This window comes from bacterium (assembly GCA_035505375.1).
GTDB lineage: Bacteria > Hydrothermota > Tepidihabitantia > Tepidihabitantales > Tepidihabitantaceae > UBA2258.
Genome location: DATJQV010000081.1, coordinates 159,100 through 175,808, shown reverse-complemented (window position 1 = coordinate 175,808; position 16,709 = coordinate 159,100). Strand labels below are relative to the sequence as shown.

General features: G+C 60.9%; 13 protein-coding genes and 1 tRNA gene. 12 read left to right on the top strand and 2 right to left on the bottom strand.

Features of this window, described 5'->3' with window-relative positions; all coding sequences use genetic code 11:
* Positions 1-352: 352 nt before the first annotated feature.
* The gene (locus tag VMH22_13830; GenBank protein ID HTW92766.1) at positions 353-1,384 is read left to right on the top strand and encodes a class I SAM-dependent methyltransferase; all 1,032 of its coding nucleotides are present in this window, start codon (positions 353-355) and stop codon (positions 1,382-1,384) included.
* Positions 1,385-1,601: 217 nt separating this feature from the next.
* Positions 1,602-2,867 carry a PDZ domain-containing protein gene (locus VMH22_13825; GenBank protein ID HTW92765.1) on the top strand — a complete coding sequence of 422 codons (1,266 nt, stop codon included), beginning with the start codon at positions 1,602-1,604 and terminating at the stop codon, positions 2,865-2,867.
* A 253-nt stretch (positions 2,868-3,120) separates the two neighbouring features.
* On the opposite strand, the gene VMH22_13820 is transcribed toward VMH22_13825, so the two are convergent.
* Complete coding sequence (locus tag VMH22_13820) at positions 3,121-3,912, bottom strand: hypothetical protein (GenBank protein HTW92764.1); 792 nt, start codon at positions 3,910-3,912, stop codon at positions 3,121-3,123.
* A gap of 140 nt (positions 3,913-4,052) precedes the next feature.
* Positions 4,053-4,128 (bottom strand) — tRNA-Asp (locus VMH22_13815).
* A 331-nt stretch (positions 4,129-4,459) separates the two neighbouring features.
* On the opposite strand from VMH22_13815, the gene galE reads away from it, so the two are divergent.
* The 10 genes from galE (at position 4,460) to VMH22_13765 (ending at position 16,702) form a co-directional block, all read left to right on the top strand.
* Complete coding sequence (gene galE / locus VMH22_13810; GenBank protein ID HTW92763.1) at positions 4,460-5,536, top strand: UDP-glucose 4-epimerase GalE; 1,077 nt, start codon at positions 4,460-4,462, stop codon at positions 5,534-5,536.
* 1 nt (position 5,537) lies between these two features.
* Positions 5,538-7,247 (top strand): hypothetical protein, encoded by a 1,710-nt coding sequence (locus VMH22_13805; protein HTW92762.1) that lies wholly within the window; start codon positions 5,538-5,540, stop codon positions 7,245-7,247.
* Positions 7,248-7,999: 752 nt separating this feature from the next.
* Positions 8,000-9,481: an MBOAT family protein gene (locus VMH22_13800; GenBank protein HTW92761.1), complete on the top strand. Its 1,482-nt coding sequence runs from the start codon at positions 8,000-8,002 to the stop codon at positions 9,479-9,481.
* 4 nt (positions 9,482-9,485) lie between these two features.
* A complete protein-coding gene (locus tag VMH22_13795; protein HTW92760.1) occupies positions 9,486-10,622 on the top strand; it encodes a hypothetical protein in 1,137 nt (378 codons plus the stop codon).
* Positions 10,623-10,624: 2 nt separating this feature from the next.
* On the top strand, positions 10,625-11,659 hold the full coding sequence (locus tag VMH22_13790; GenBank protein HTW92759.1) for an SDR family oxidoreductase: 1,035 nt from the start codon (positions 10,625-10,627) through the stop codon (positions 11,657-11,659).
* Positions 11,660-11,710: 51 nt separating this feature from the next.
* Positions 11,711-12,607: an ABC transporter permease gene (locus VMH22_13785; GenBank protein HTW92758.1), complete on the top strand. Its 897-nt coding sequence runs from the start codon at positions 11,711-11,713 to the stop codon at positions 12,605-12,607.
* Positions 12,608-12,776: 169 nt separating this feature from the next.
* Positions 12,777-13,121: a four helix bundle protein gene (locus tag VMH22_13780; protein ID HTW92757.1), complete on the top strand. Its 345-nt coding sequence runs from the start codon at positions 12,777-12,779 to the stop codon at positions 13,119-13,121.
* Between the two features lie 42 nt (positions 13,122-13,163).
* The gene (locus VMH22_13775) at positions 13,164-14,498 is read left to right on the top strand and encodes an ABC transporter ATP-binding protein (protein HTW92756.1); all 1,335 of its coding nucleotides are present in this window, start codon (positions 13,164-13,166) and stop codon (positions 14,496-14,498) included.
* Complete coding sequence (gene pseB / locus VMH22_13770; GenBank protein HTW92755.1) at positions 14,498-15,496, top strand: UDP-N-acetylglucosamine 4,6-dehydratase (inverting); 999 nt, start codon at positions 14,498-14,500, stop codon at positions 15,494-15,496. The genes VMH22_13775 and pseB overlap by 1 nt, the downstream gene beginning before the upstream one ends.
* A gap of 753 nt (positions 15,497-16,249) precedes the next feature.
* Positions 16,250-16,702 (top strand): hypothetical protein, encoded by a 453-nt coding sequence (locus tag VMH22_13765; GenBank protein HTW92754.1) that lies wholly within the window; start codon positions 16,250-16,252, stop codon positions 16,700-16,702.
* Positions 16,703-16,709 lie beyond the last annotated feature (7 nt).

Genomic DNA, 16,709 nt, shown 5'->3' with positions numbered 1-16,709 from the left:
TCGCAGGAGCGAGTGCTCGAAGTGATGGAGGGGCGAGCTGAACGGGCTCGTCTGACATTACAGGCGAGTTGAATGGGTCAGCCGGGATGACGGCAGCCCGCCGTTCCATGAGGAGGCGAAGCCTCGGTCTCCAGAGCCGATATTGAAGCCACGAAAGACACGAAACGAAAGAGGAGACCATCCGCAGTTACGCAGATTACTCAGATGTTCCGGAATCCGGAGCTGAATCTGCGGAATCTGTGGATGTCTGCCTCATCTCCGTTTCCTTGTGTTTTCGTGGTCATCTATTTCGGATTCAGGGCGGTCGGTGCGAGTTGACTTACCTGCCGGTGCGGCTATCATTGCCTCGAACATGGCGAAGAAATACACCGTTCTTGAGACTTGGATTGTCAATACTGCCAAGCCGGTCGAGTCCAACAGCGCAGAGCAGACTTTTGACCGTATGGAGCGGCAGGGCGGCGGGAAGCTGCCGGTCATCGACGTTCCGATTGAGTACGGGCTGGAGCAGCATTTCCTCGACGAGGCGCAAATCCGTGACTTCGCCTCGCACATGGGTGGCGCCCAGGACATTCTGGACATCGGGCCCGGCGACGGCTGGCCGTTGCTCCGCCTCGCGCCATTGTTCAGGGCCGTGACCGGCGCCGAGCCGTCGCAGCGCCGGGTGGATGCCATTACCGCCGGCGCCGAGAAGCTCGGGTTGAAGAACGTCACGGTGAAGAAGGTGCCGGTTACCGGGCTCGATTTCCCCGACAACCGGTTCGACGGCGTCGTGGCCGCGACTTCCATCGAGCAGAGCCCGGATCCGTACAAGGCGATTGCCGAGGTGTTCCGCGTGCTGAAGCCGGGCGGCCGGTTCCGCGTCTTCTTCGAGGCGAGCGAGGGGCGCGAGCGTGAGTTGAGCGAGGACATGATGCTGACCGAGACGACGGATTCGCTCGGTTACCACTATTCGCTGAAGCACACGCGGCCGCCGTGGGAGCGGAACTACCTCGTGAAGTTCGCGAACACGCCGGAGATGAAGGAGGAGTTCCAGAAGCTCCGCGACCTGGTCGAGCGGATCGGCACAAACCCTTCGGCCAATCCGGAGGTCGGGCTGCAGTTCCTCGAGCGCAATCAGGCGGCTATCACCGGCGCGAGTTTCTACGAGCTCGAGCACTTCACCAGCGAGGCGATGAAGGAAACGCTGGAGGACGCCGGGTTCGTCAACGTCAGGATTACGTGGTCGGCCGTGACGCTGGCCCGGAGCCTGTGGCCGCGTCTGAAGGACTCCGCGTTGACCGACGTGCAGGCGCAGGCGGTCTGCGCCGGGCTCGCCGACCTTTCGGTACGGCTCGAAGCGCCGGCCGGCCTGGGTGAGCCGGTGGTCGGCACGAAGCCGGCGTAAGCGCGGCGCGGCTGCGCCGCGCAACTGCAAAGTCGTAAGGACAAAGCAGGTCGTAAGTCCTGAATCACACTTTTGCCCTCTCCCATTTTCCTCATTGTTTTGTCCTTAGCACTTTGTGCCTGGTCCTTTTCCCCGAGCTTTTCCTTGCTTTTGCCTGGCTGCGGTTCATAATGGCAGACGTGGACGCCCCCTCAGCCCGCTTACAAAAGGAGCATCTATGAATAGGCACTTTGTCACTTTTGCCCTGGTCGCCCTGGTGCTGGTCGTCGCGTGCCGGAAGCAGGAGGCCGGTCCGTCGTTAGGCGCTACCTACGCGCAGGTCGCGCGGCCGGCAGTCTGGCGCGTTCTGCCCCGGACCCAGGCGGAAACGCTCGGGCTCGCGCCCGGCGACGTCATCTTGTCCTACAACGGTGAGCCGGTGAAGACCGTCGACGAACTGGTGCAGCTCCAGTTTCGGTCGGTTGGTTCTCAGGGGAAGATCCCGATGACCGTGCTGCGCGGCGACGCTGAGAAGACGTTCACGGCCGACCCCGGCGTGCTGGGCGTGCTGCCCGACGCCGAGCGGTATCCGGCCGGGCTGGCGGTCGCGCTGAAGGACATCCTGGCCTATTACGGCGTGACCGTGGACTACGACTGGCTGGCGGCCCTGACCGGTGAGTCGTTCGCGTTCACCGCCCGGCGCGACGGTTGCCGCGCCGCATGGCCGGACGGGCAGGCCGGGCACTATCTGCAGACCATCACGAAGTACTACGGCTTGTCGTTCCGACCCGTCCTTGCCCCGGGCCAGGATTCGGCCCGAACGGCGGGCCCATCTCAGCGGGAGGCGCTGGCCACAATCCGCGCGCGGTTGGGCCGGGGTAAGCCGGTACTGGTGTTCGGCGCCTGGTCCGGCGGCAACGGCGAGAGCTGGGGCATCGCGACGCGGTGCGGCCCGAACGACTCGCTGCTGCACGGCTATGCCCTGGGCTCAGGCGGCGAGGTGGCGCTGAGCGGACCGATCAGGGAGGCGTATGAGGTCGCTCATCACGCCACCGGCGAACCCGACCCGGGCGACATGCTGACCACGGTGCTGACTCAGGCGCTTGAGTTGGGCCAGGCGTCGGCCGATACGGGCTGGCAGTCAGGCATTGCCGCGTACGACATCTGGATTCGCAGCCTGGATACCATACCGTTCTGCCCGGCGAGTCAGGACAGCGGCCGGGCGGACTTCGACCGACTCATCTGGACCCTGCTCGCCAACAAGGAAAGCGCCAACGGGTACCTGCAGGACATGCTCGAGGCGCTTCCCGACCAGTGCGACCTGATCAACGCAATCATGGGCAAGAACCAGGCGATCATCGGCAAGCTCGAGGGGATCATCCAGAGCGGCGTTCAGGTCGGGACGCGTGAGAGCCAGCAGAAGCTGGCCCGTGCGGTGAACGAGATTGAGTTGATCGAGGTCGACCAAATGGGTCTGTACCAGAACCTGATCGGCGAATTGTAGGACGGAAAGCGAGTCTTGAGAGCCGGACCGGCGACCCCGGTCCGGTTCTGTTTTCATCGGCCAACGGTTGTAGAAGAGGTCCTCGCGGCCCGTCGTGGAGCCATTCACGCCGCCGGCTGGGAGCAGAAGAGAGAAGAGTGAAGGGAGACGTGCCAGGAAGGACGAGCTTCTCGCTGCCGGCATCGGGCTCGTCGATGGAGTCCGCGTCCCGCAGTCGGCTGCGGTCGGGTTTCTGACTTCCAGCTTCCGGTGTCTACCAGGTCTTCCCGACGCCGTAGAACCGCCAGTCAGCGCCGGCCCGCTCGAGATAGACCTCGATTCCCCGCGGGTGGTGCTTTCGGCCGAGAACAGCGTACCCGGTCGGAGTCAGGTCTACGGTCACGAGAGCCATGTCACCCATGAGCCTGACCAGCGCGAGGCTGAGCAGGAACTGGGTGCCTGGCAGGTGGCTACCCTGTCTTATCTCCGCCACCGTGGTCCAGAAGATCGGCAGGCTGTCAAGATGGAACTCGCCCTCACCCGGTAGACCGAGGCGCACCATCACAACGGTGTCCGGCCGCTTGAACCCTGCCCGGAACCGATCGAGTCCCGGCCTCGAGAGCACGTAGCGCACGCCGGCCTCGGCCACCCGTATCAGTTCGAGCGAGTCGGTCTGGCCATACGCGAAGCTCGTGTCCATGACCCGGGACAGCCAGACGAGTTCCCAGCCGTTGTCGGTGTACAACCAGTTCTGGTAGACATAGTTGCAGTCGCGCTGGCCCTGGAATACGAACCAGCTCGAAACGTACCCGGCCGGGCCCTTGACGTCTACGACCTTGTGGCTGGCGCGGACGATACGGCGGCCGGCAGTCCACCGGACAAAGGCGGATTCGAAACTCGCGAACGAGTTCTCGGCGGCAAACGCCGGCGTGAACATCCGGTAGATGTCGCGGGGATGGTTGTCGACAATGGCCTCGGTCAGGCGTTCGGCATTGAGAGCGAGTTCGTAGCTGGACTTCAGCCTTGCCGCGGGGGAAATGCCCGAGGCCGCCCCGGTGAGTGTCACCAGGAGCAGCAGGCAAGCTCGAAGCCCGCAACCCGAATGACAAGTGAATACGCGGAAAGCGCGAAGTCCGAATTGGACGTTTCCTCTCATTCGGGGTTCAGTCGGAATTCGAGTATCGTCATTCGGACTTCCTCGCGCAACGGGGTCTACCGGATTTGAACCGGCGATCTCTGCCGTGACAGGGCAGCGTGTTAAACCAGGCTACACTAAGACCCCAGCGGATTGCGCCGAATGCGGCGCACCGGCTAATCATATTCGGCCCGCGGGATAAGTCAAACCCGTGCTGGAGTGATGGTACCACGGCGACAACGTCTTCAGGGCTGTTCCAGAGTGAAGGTGCCATGGGTGCGGGCGTGGTTGAGAGCCGCCGACCGCCGGCCCGCGCCTCAGTCTATCTTCATGAACGTCCGTGCTTTTCTTGATTCTTCTCGTGTTTTCGCTAATAGTTAGGCGCCATGGGCATAGGCTCTTACGGACCGTTGCGACCACAAGGTCCACGCCAGTCAGATGACAAACTGCGTGAGGCGGGTGCCAGACGTCAAAGGTCATAGTCACCGGCGGCTGCGGCTACATCGGTAGCCACACGCTGGTCGAGCTGCTGTCGGCCGGGTTCGACGCGGTTTCGATCGACGATAACTCCCGCTCCGGCGAGAGCGTCCTGGACGGCGTCGAGCGGATCACAGGAAAGAGAGTTATCAACCACAGGATTGACCTGCGCGATGCGGCGAGTACCGAGGGCGTATTCAATCAGCACCGCGATTCGGTCGCGGTCATCCACTTCGCCGCTTACAAGACCGTGCCCGAGTCGGTGGCAAAGCCGCTGCTCTACTACGACAACAATATCAACTCCCTGCTCAACGTTCTTGCCTGCACCGGCAAATACGGGATTCCGCACCTCATCTTCTCGTCTTCATGCTCGGTCTATGGTAACACCACAGCGCTTCCCGTCGCGGAAGACACGCCGTTCGGCGAGCCGGAGTGTCCCTATGCCCGGACCAAGCAGATGGGCGAGCACATCATCACGGATACCGCGAGAACCAGCGAGACCGGTTTCGTTTCGCTGCGCTATTTCAATCCGGTCGGCGCGCACGCTTCGGGCGAAATCGGGGAGACCCCTTACGGCGAACCGGATAACCTCTTCCCGCGAATAACGCGGGTTGCGGCCGGCAGACTGACTGAGCTCGTCGTACACGGCAGCGATTACGAAACACGCGACGGCACGTGCGTCCGCGACTACGTCCACGTCTCCGACATCGCCCGCGCCCATGTCATGGCAATCGACTACCTGCGCAAGAAGGGACGCGGAGGACGAGGGACAGAGAAGGTAGCGGCCATCAATCTCGGGTCGGGGACGGGCACGACCGTGCTGGAGGCGATTCAGGCCTTTGAACGGGCCACCGGCCGCAGGCTGAAATACCGTGTAGGGCCCCGCCGCGCCGGCGACGCTGCGGCAGTCTTCTCCGACAACCGCAAGGCAGGGGAGCTCCTCGGTTGGCGGCCGGAGCGCGGACTCGACGAGATGATGACGACTGCCTGGTGCTGGGAGCAGAGACTTTCCGCTGTGCTCGCGGCATCTTCTGTCCCTGAATCCGCTCGCCCCGACCAGAACTCGGGCCGCAATTAGCATGCTTCGTCTGCGCTCGCCGGATGTGCGTGATTCGACGACTGTCCAAGGCCAGATGGACAACGTCGGCTCCGGGCGCAGGTGGTGGGTGTTTGCCGGGATATTCGCGCTGGCAGGGGCCGCACTGGTGCTGATTTCTACCGCCAGGTATGGGGCCGGAATTGCACCTGACTCGGTTAACTACCTCGACGTAGCACGCAGCCTCGTGGCGGGAAAAGGGTTCGTCTTCCACGACGGCAGGCCGATGGCCATATACCCCCCGCTCTATTCGATGCTGCTGGCGCTCATTAGTTCTGTAACGCGGCTCGACCCGATGCTGTTCGCACATGTCGTCAACTCCGTGCTCTTCGCGCTGGTTATTCTCATGTCTGCCATGCTGTTTCGACCCGGTTCGCGGCCCACGATGGCTTATGGTGTGCTGGGGATGTGCGCCGTCCTCCTTTCCAGAGCATTGATACCCGTCTACGTAATGGCCATAGCCGACGGGCTCTTTGTTACCTTGGTTCTTGTCTACCTGCTTGCGGCTCACAGTTACTGGCAGAGCCGACGCCGACGGGTGCTCTTCGTCATGGCCCTGGCGGCGGCGTTCGCGTGCGTTGACAAGTATCTCGGGCTTGCCCTCGTGCTGGCCGGGGTCCTGACGATGATTCTGGCCCCGGGCATGAAGTTCGGCAAGCGAATCGTACGTGCGTGCGGCTTCGCCGCCGTTGCGCTGGTACCAATTGCACTTTGGATGTTACATCTGCAGCGACTCAGGCACGTTGGGACGGCGATCGACGTCAATTCCACCCGCACGATGGCGGAGATTTCGTCTGCCTGGGTTGGTGGTATCGCCTACTGCATTCGCACGGCGCTCTCGTGGTATCTTCCCGGACCCGCCGGGCTTCTTTTGCTCTTGGTACTCGTCGTTGCGGCAACTGCGATAGCGTTCTTACCGAGGTCGAGAGGCAGAATTGTCGGCAGCTTGAAGACCACCTTCCGGATCTATTTGCCGTCAATCATACTGGTCATGGCATACGCGGTCGTACTAGCGTCGGCTCTTGCCGCGAGAGGGGGCGACGGATTCGTTGAGGAACGATATGTCTCCTACGTCTACATTCCGATTACCCTGATTCTCCTTGACCTGTTTGCCCGCCTGCTGAGTCCGCTCCAGAATGCACGTGCCGGCCTTGTACGTAGCGCGCCGGCACTGCTTCTTGCCATCTGGCTGTTCTTTCCATTGCGGAGCGTCCTGGCCGACACGGCCACGCGGTTCCATGAAGGTGCCGGAGAATACAACACCACAAAGTGGCGGCAGAGCGAGACCATAGCATACGCGAGGCGGACACTGTCCGCGGCCGATGTCCACGTGTACAGCGACGGCCCCGATGCGCTCTGGGAATTGGGCCGCGTGAATGCGAGGTCTGTGCCGTTTAGAAGCGACGTCAGACTGGACGCTCTCAGGGGTTCCTGGCCTGACCGCAACGGGTCGGTTCTGGTGTGGTTCAACATGACCTGGCGCAAGTCGATCTACTCACTTGATGAATTGGAGCGGGTTGCTGAATTCGAGGAGGTGGCTCACTTGAGTGACGGCTGGGTTTACCGAGTGTCGCCGCGTCCGAAGACAACGGCCGACCCGAGCACGCCGCCAGGCACCGTTCCGGGCCAGCCGTCCGCAGGCAACGGACGGGGTTCTACGCACACGGTCGGTACGCTCGGGCGCAGGCAATAGAGTGTGATGATTCACCAGGGGCCGGCGACGCTTCCGTCTCTACTATGCAAGTCTTCGGTCGAAGGCTTCAAGAGAGCGGCGATTGTCCAGGACCGTCCGTCCATCAGCGACTGCTCTATCCGCCCTACGCGGCGCAGGAGTACGCCCTCAAGGGTCGCGGACATGCAACTGCACCCTCATTGGCGTGGGTTCAGTTGTGACCGGTGAAATACCTCCGCGCAGCCTGGCAGTCGGGACGCCCGCTCGAGATAGACGTGCCCGAAGGATGGAGTCGAAGATAGTGAGTCTGAACCGGGGGCAGGCCTCATCCTGAGTTCCGCCACCGAAAGCGACCGGGAAAGCTACTCTCGAAACTCGTCCGGAAGCTCCCCTGAAAGCTGCCGCGAAAGGTCCTTCACGGACTCTCTGAGGGCTTCAAAGAAGCGCCTCATGGACGGTACGCACAACTACTTGAGAAACCGTTTCTTCGGTTGCTTCACTTGTCGCTCGGTTGGAAGGCCGGAGGGTCGGCTCTTCTGCAGATCGCTTCCAACGTCTTCTCAAAGTCCCGCCCATATGTTCTTCCAGGCCCTGTTCATCACTTTGGTCGATTCTGTCTTTGGCTGCCGCCCCCTGGGCAGTGGGCGGTTCATCCACTCCCTCGGGCAATAGTGGTGACCGCGGCAGAGGGATACCATAGGTTGTGGTGCGTCGGGACCGGCTCTTGTCCGTGCTTGACATCCCGCCTCCCAGTTCCTATCCTCCGCAGCTAGATGCTCTTCAATTCGTATCCCTTCATATTCCTCTTCCTGCCGATTGCGCTGATCGGGTACTTCTTCCTTAACTGGAAGAGGCTCGTCACGGCGGGCAAGGCCTGGCTGGCCCTCTCATCCGTCGTCTTCTATGCCTATTGGAACTGGAGGTTCGTAGCGCTGCTGGCCGCCAGCATCTGCTTCAACTATGCGGTCGGTGCGACGCTGCTGCGACTGCCGCCCGGTGCCCGCAGAAGGAAGGCGATTCTGGCCGCCGGGGTCGTGGTCAACCTGCTGGTGCTGGGATACTACAAGTACGCAAACTTCTTCATTGCCAACTTCAACTCCTTCCTGTCGGCCCACGTCGGAGCACTCCGGCTCATTCTTCCGCTGGGCATCAGCTTCTTCACGTTCACCCAGATTGCGTTCCTGGTGGACAGTTCCAAGGGAAAGGCGAACGAGTACAGCTTCCTGAACTACATTCTATTCGTCACTTTCTTTCCGCACCTGATTGCCGGCCCCATCATTCACCATCGAGAGATGATGCCTCAGTTCGACCGGTTGAGGAACAAGCTGCTCAACTGGAAGAACCTGTCACAGGGGGCCTACCAGTTCTCAATCGGGCTGGCCAAGAAGGTGATAGTGGCCGACGCGTTCGCGGTATGGGCCGACAAGGGTTTCGCAGCCCACGCGCCGCTGAACTTCATCGAGGCCTGGACGGTGACGCTCGCGTTTACACTGCAGTTGTACTTCGACTTCAGCGGCTACACCGACATGGCGCTCGGCCTGGCGCGGATGTTCAATATCATCTTGCCCAGGAACTTCAACTCGCCCTACAAGGCCCTCAACGTACAGGACTTCTGGAAACGCTGGCACATGACCTTGAGCCGATTCCTCAGGGACTACGTCTACATTCCACTGGGGGGCAACCGCAAGGGCAAGCTCAGGACCCACCTGAACGTGCTGCTGACGTTCGTCATCGGTGGGTTCTGGCACGGGGCAGGATGGACGTTCATGCTCTGGGGCTTCCTGCACGGGCTGGGTAATGTCATCCACCGCATCTGGGAAGGAGCGAACCTCAGGCTGGGAAGGGCGCTTGCCTGGGTCATGACCTTCGGTTTCGTCAGCGTCTGCTGGGTGTTCTTCAGGGCCAGGACGTTGCCGGGAGCGGTGTCGGTCCTGCGCGGCATGGCCGGCCTGAACGGAGTGCAACTTCCGCGCCTGCTGGCGGGGCATTTGTCATTGCTGACACGGGTCGGTGTAGAGTTCACCGACGGTTGCGTGGAGAATGTGTGCGGGCGCGGGACCGGGCCGATCATGATCGCCCCGGCAGCCGGGATGATAGGTGCTTTCCTCCTGGTCTGCATCCTGCTGAAGAACTCCGATGAGATGACCGCGCGATTCTCGCCCAACGCGCGCACGCTGATTCTGGCGACGGTTCTGTTCGTCGTCTCGTTCCTGAGCATGAACAAGGTGAGCACCTTCCTCTACTTCAACTTCTAGGCACATGATGCGCGGCAAGCTTCGCTACAAAGTCTGGATGCGCCGGCTGCTCTTGTACGTGACGTTGTGTCTGGCCCTCGTCGCCGGCACCGTGTTCGTGATTGACCCGCTCCAGCACTACCGGCGCGCGACGTTCTACCGCCCGTTGTGGGAGAACCAGCGCTACTACAACCCGGGATTCGCGAAGCACTACGACTACAACTGTATCATCACCGGCTCGTCGATGGTACAGAGCTTCACTCCTTCGGAAGTGGGCAAGAAGCTGTCCCGGCGGGTGCTGCTTACATCCATCGGCGGCGGGAGACCCTACGAGGAGAACATCCTGCTGAATACCGCGCTGAGGACGGGCAAGGTCAGGACCGTCATCTGGGGCCTCGACCTCAACGAGTTCGGCGGCGGCACCAAGGTACTCAACTTCGGGCCCGGGAGCATGCCGTTCTACCTTTACGACGATAACCCGTTCAACGACTACCATTACCTGCTGAACCTGGATGTGCTGGTATCGGACTGCAGGCGGGCGCTCGCTGCCAATCTGCTCCACCTGACTCGCTACAACCGGGAGATGAACCTGGACAGTTGCCAGTACGTAGCGGATCGGTTCACGTTTTCGCGTGAGACGACATTGGCTACGTGGCGGGACGCGCTGCGACAGAATGCCGGGCCGGTGCAGGTCCGTCCCGGTGACCTGGATACCATGAAGCGCTGCTTCGACGTCAATGTCATGCCTTTGATCGGACGCCACCCGGCGGTGGAATACTACTTCTTCTACCCACCGTATTCGGTCCTCTTCTGGAGCGTGAGCGGCCACCGGCTGGAGACCCTGATGGATCTGAAGCGCTACATCTTCCAGCGGACCCGCGGGCTGCCCAACGTCCGGATATTCGACTTTCAGGACATCGGTGACATTACCATGGACCTGGACAACTACATGGACTACAGTCACTATTCACCTGCCATCTGCCGATTCATGGTGGACGCCATGAGCCGGAACGAGTATGTGGTCACCGACAGCAACGTCGAGCAGAAGATCAGCCGGCTCGAGAGCGAGGTGCAGAAGTTCGACGATTCCCTTGCCGCGGCGCGCTCCGATTCCTCCCGTGCCCCACTTGACTCCAGTCGGACATTGCATAGTATCCACTGATGATGCTTAAAGTACTCGTTACAGGGGGAGCAGGCTTCATTGGTTCCAACATCGTTGAAGAGCTGCTCAAACGTGGCCATTCAGTCCGGGTCATCGACAATTTCTCAACCGGCCGGCGCGAGAACCTGGCCCCTTTCCTGAAGGATGTCGAACTGATCGAGGGCGATGTCCGCTCGCTCGACGTGCTGCGCTCCGCGATGTGCGCTCACCCGACTTCGACCGCGTCCTCGTCCGGCCCGGTCGACTTCGTACTTCACCAGGCCGCCCTGCCGTCGGTCCCGCGCTCAATCAAGGACCCCGTGACAACACACGAGGTCAATGCTACCGGTACGCTCAACGTGTTGATTGCCGCCCGGGATTGCGGAGTCAGGCGGGTCGTATATGCCTCATCGTCTTCTGTCTATGGCGACTCGGCGGAGCTGCCCAAGCACGAGAGCATGACACCGAATCCTCTGTCGCCCTACGCCTGCGCCAAGCTCGCCGGCGAACACTACTGCCAGGTCTTCAGCCGGCTATACGGCCTCGAGACCGTGGCACTCCGCTACTTTAACGTGTTCGGTCCGCGCCAGGACCCCGGCAGCCAGTACGCTGCTGTGATACCCAAGTTCATCGCCGCCATCCGCGATGGCCGGCGCCCGGTCATCTACGGCGACGGAGAGCAGTCGCGCGACTTCACGCCGGTCGCGAATGTCGTCGCGGCGAACCTGGCAGCGTGTACTGTCCCGCTGCAGTCCTTGGCCCTTGGTCCTTCGTCCCAGACCAAGGACCAGACGACAAAGGACAAGATGACGACCCCGCCGTTCTTGTTGTGCAATGTCGCTGCCGGTGAGCGTTACACTCTGAACTTCCTTGTGAGCGAGATCTGCCGGATTGCCGGCAAACGCGTCGAACCGGAGTATGCTGTCGCTCGACCCGGTGATGTCAAGCACTCGCTCGCGTCGGTCAATGTTCTGAGGGACAGACTCGGCCTCAAAGAGCGCGTTTCCTTCCCGGAGGGACTCGAACATCTGGTCCGAACGACCGGGAACGAAGGATAGATAGCTGGGTGACCTGCCACTCTACCGCGACTTCCGCCAGCAGTCATAGCCATGAGTGTACCTGACGCGGCCGATGGCGGCTCGATTCCATCAGGCAGGCGGCTGCCCAGAATCGTCATCCAGCCCAGCCGGGGCCTGCTCCATGTTGACTGGCGCGGTCTGGCAGAGTATCGGGACCTGCTTGTGCTCCTTGTCCGTCGGGATTTCCTGTCGAGGTACAAGCAGTCTATCCTGGGGCCGGCCTGGTTCGTCATCCAGCCGGTCCTTACGACCGTCGTCTTCACGGTCATCTTCGGCAACGTCGCCAAGCTCCCCTCGGATGGCATGCCGAAGCTGCTTTTCTATCTTTGCGCGCTGGTGCCGTGGAACTACTTCGCGGCGAACCTCAACGCCACCTCGACCACGTTTACGGCGAACATCAGTCTCTTCGGCAAAGTCTACTTTCCCCGGCTGGTTGTGCCGCTGTCGGCAGTCGTTTCCAACCTGATCGCCTTCGCAATCCAGCTACTGACCTTCCTGGCTTTCTTTACCTATTTCAAGTTCTTCTCCGCCGCCGGGCCGCTCATCAGGCCCAACGTCGAGCTCCTCCTCATGCCGTTGCTGGTTGTCCAGACCGCGGCCGTCAGCCTGGGTTTCGGCCTGCTGGTAACAGCGCTGACCGTGAAGTACCAGGACTTGGTATACGCCATGGCGTTCCTGATCCAGCTCTGGATGTACGCGACTCCGGTAGTATACCCCTTGTCGATGGTCACCAACCTGAAGTGGCGCATCGTCGCCGCGCTTAATCCGATGACCGCTGTGGTGGAGCTGTTCAAACACGCATTCCTGGGCGTCGGGACGGTAAGCCCCCGATACACCTTGATCTCGGTCGCGATGACCCTGCTCGTCCTGTTCCTCGGGCTGGTGATGTTCAATCGGGCTGAACGGACATTTGTGGATACGGTGTAGGCGATGAGGTCAAGGCTAAGGTTGAGGTCGAAGTTAGGAGCAAGGGTTAGGCCAAGGTCAGGGCTAAGGTCCAGGAAGGTCTATGTCTGAATCTCGACCTCGACCAGAATCTCAACCTAATCCTCCATCTCTACCTCAACCTAGACCGGCCTATCTTTCATTCAAGGACATGCCTGTCTGGCAGTCGGCCATGGCGGTGGCTGAGCAGGTCTTCGTCTTGACCGACAAGCTGCCGCGCAAAGAGGACTATGGGTTTACATCGCAGATTCGGCGAGCGGCCCTCAGCATCTCCGCAAATATCGCGGAGGCTTTCGGCAGAAGTCACACACCCGACAAGGTCAGGTTCTACCACGTCGCTCGTGGCTCGGTCACGGAGACCCAGAGTCATGTGGAGTATGGCAAGCGCGTGGGCTATCTGACTGCGACCGTCGCCCGTGAGATAGCCGACAAGCTAGACGCCATTCACGCCGACCTGAACAAAGTCATCTCAACGCTCAGAAGGTCGAACCGGTGATCTATGGCTCGGCCTTAGCCTTAACCTCAACCTTGAGTTGCCATGCCTGATCCCATCATCGAAGTCGAGCACCTCTCCAAGCTCTACGAGCTGGGCGCGATTGGGGGCAGGACACTGCGGGAGTCCCTGGAACGCAGGTGGCACACGCTGCGCGGCAAAGAACATCTGACGCAGAAAGTCGGCGCGAGGCACGCAAGCGTCGGACCCGACCACCCACAGGCCGGTCCTCGACCCAATACAATCTGGGCTCTAAGGGACGCGTCGTTTACCGTCCAGGCGGGCGAGGTGCTGGGGATCATCGGGCGAAACGGCGCCGGCAAATCCACTCTCCTGAAGCTTCTTACACGGATTACCGAGCCGACTTCAGGCCGCGCGTTCGTCTACGGGAGGGCGGCATCGCTGCTCGAGGTCGGGACCGGCTTTCACCCGGAGCTCACCGGCCGCGAGAACATCTACTTAAGCGGCGCGATTCTCGGCATGAAGAAAGCGGAGATCAGTCGGAGGTTTGACGAAATCGTGGCCTTCTCGGAAGTCGAGCAGTTCATAGACACGCCGGTCAAGCGCTACTCCAGCGGGATGTACGTCCGGCTGGCATTCGCGGTCGCCGCTCATCTCGATCCGGAAATCTTGCTGGTGGATGAAGTGCTCGCAGTCGGCGACGCGGCCTTTCAGAAGAAATGCCTCGGTAAGATGGGGGACGTGGCGGGTGAAGGACGGACCATCCTGTTTGTAAGCCACAACCTGCAGGCGGTTCGCACGCTCTGCCCGAAAAGCATACTCATCGACGCCGGGCAGGTTGCCATGGATGCTCCTACCGACCAGACACTGGATCTCTACAACCGGCGTCAGCGCGAGGTCAAGGTCGATGCCGACACGGCCATGCACAGCGAGAAGCACCGGCGCGGGTCAGGCGCTGTTCGTTTCACGCACATCGCCGTGCAGGACGAGCGCGGCAGCGACCGCTACGACGTCGAGGTAGGGGGAATCATACGGTTGGTGATGTCCTACAAAGTCATGAAGGACATACCCGACCTGCTTGTGTCGGTGGCGCTGCGTTCCGGCAATACCGGCGAAATTGTCACGACTGCCAGGCACGTCATCTCGCCCGCGTCCGTCCGTGCGCAAACCGAGGGGTCGGTCACGATTGACTTCCCCGACATTCGCATTCGTCCGGGTACCTATCCTCTGTACTTCTGGCTGGGCAATTCGGACGCGCAACCGTTTGATGTGGTAGATGACATCACCGCCCCGCTTGTCGTCACTGCCGGCGGCAGCGCCGACGGCCTCGGCTTGGATGCCTCGGCGCCGGTGGGGTATTTCTCCATCCCCTCAGTTCTCAGGAGTTCGCAAGGTTCGACGCAGGGAGGTCAGCACTGATGCTTGGCGACAAGGTAATCTTGATCACGGGCGGGACCGGTTCCTTTGGTCAGAAATTCACCGAGATAGTTCTGTCGCGTTTCAAGCCGCGCAAGTTGATTATCTTCAGCCGCGACGAACTGAAGCAGTTCGAGATGCAGGGAAGGTTCAGCGAAGAACGCTATCCGTCCATCCGCTACTTCATCGGCGACGTGCGCGACCGACAGCGGCTGTACCGGGCCTTTGACGGCGTGGACGTCGTTGTTCATGCCGCGGCGCTGAAGCAGGTGCCTGCGGCCGAGTATAACCCCAGCGAGGCGGTGAAGACCAACGTGCTCGGCGCGATGAACGTGCTCGATGCGGCAATCGATTGCGGCGTCAAGAAGGTGATTGCCCTGAGTACCGACAAGGCAGCCAATCCGATTAACCTCTACGGTGCAACCAAGCTTTGCTCCGACAAACTCTTCGTGGCTGCGAACAGCTACTCCGGGACACACAGCACCAGGTTCAGCGTGGTTCGGTATGGCAACGTCGTGGGCAGCCGGGGAAGCGTTGTGCCATACTTCCTGAATCGTCGCGCAACCGGCGTCCTGCCGATAACCGACGCCCGGATGACGCGCTTCTGGATTACACTGGAGCAGGGGGTGGAGTTCGTACTCAATTCGCTGGAACGCATGACCGGCGGCGAGATTTTCGTTCCCAAGATACCGAGCATGCGCATCACCGACCTGGCTCGTGCCATCGCGCCGGAGTGCAAGACCGAAGTCGTGGGCATCCGGCCCGGCGAGAAACTCCACGAGACAATGATTTCCGAAGACGATGCCCGCCACACGGTTGAGCACGACGATTACTACGCAATTCTACCGGTGATTCACTCGTGGTCCGCGCAAGAGTACATTGCCGAAAACGGCGGTAAGCCGTGCCCGGACGGTTTCTGCTACAGCAGCGACAAGAATACTCAGTGGCTCTCCGTGGATGAACTGAGAACCATGGCCGGCGCCCGCGAAAAGCACTCCTGAAACTTCTCGGAAAGCCCGGTCGCAGGCCCGAAGCAAGCCACCGGCCAAGGCTCCGGCCGGCGTAACGGTCAGCGCGTCGCTCTTCAGCGATTGCGCAGACCCACACATCGTTCTCAGAACCATCACGAGCAGCAGCGCGATTGTCGGCGCTTGATTCAGCGCACGGCGCAGAGTATCGAACCCGAATCGAGAAACCGCTGCCGATTGGACTCGGCAGGTCACTAGGCAAGTCACCGCTCAAGTCATTCGGCTGGTCAGTCTGCAGGTCATCCGGCAGGTCAACCAGCGGTTCACCCACCAATACACCCCACGACTCGCCCCTAGGGTCACCTACCGACTCAACCACTAAGTTATCCGGCAAGTAAGTCGGTAGATGAATTCCCAGCTCAGTCTGTAACTAATCCCCCGACTGACCCAGGGGTTCACCCGCCAGTTCAACGGGGTGATCACCTACCGGTTCACTCGGGGAGTCACTCAGGGAGTGACTGGGGGAGTGGCTCGGGGAGTGACCCGGTAGGTGCTATCCTGATTCATGAGTCACATCGACTATCGTCTTACATTTGAGTGCCTTACGTCATCTAGCTGCCACATTTCACGTTCCACTACAAACAGTCCAGAATGAACGGCTCAGAACTCTGAAATACTACGGTTCTTGGTTGGAGACCAGCCTCTGGCTTCCGGACGCTGAGTTGTTCATGGTCCCGATGCAGGAATGCGATGGTGTGAGACAGGCAGTACGAATGGAGGAACAGAATGGCTGACCCGGTGAAAAGTGCGGCGCGATGGAAGGCGAAGTACAAGGTCGAGCGGGTTAAGGACACGCTCAACGACCATCGCGAGGGAATGGCCCTGCGCTACGAGGCGGCGATGACCGAACTCTGCGCGATGGAGACCAATGTCAGGGAGGTCATAAACGCCTGCGGGGTTTCGACCTCGCAGCATGTCCCTTGCCTCAGTTTCGGCCGGCAGCTCTACAAACTGAGCCGGCAGAGGCACATCTCGGGCGAGAGCTTCGCGATGGCTGTTCAGGTACTTCTGGGCAAGCGGGCGGCCCGTGGCTGCGATCCTAGGGTCCTGGCCAAGATACGGACGGATGTGTTCGACATCGGCGAGCCGGCCAAGCGGTTACACGCGCAGGAGTTGCGCCTTCCCCGGACAGCCGCCGGCAGGTTTGGCAAGCCGCTTGTTGCGGGCCGTGAGCCATGAGCTGTTG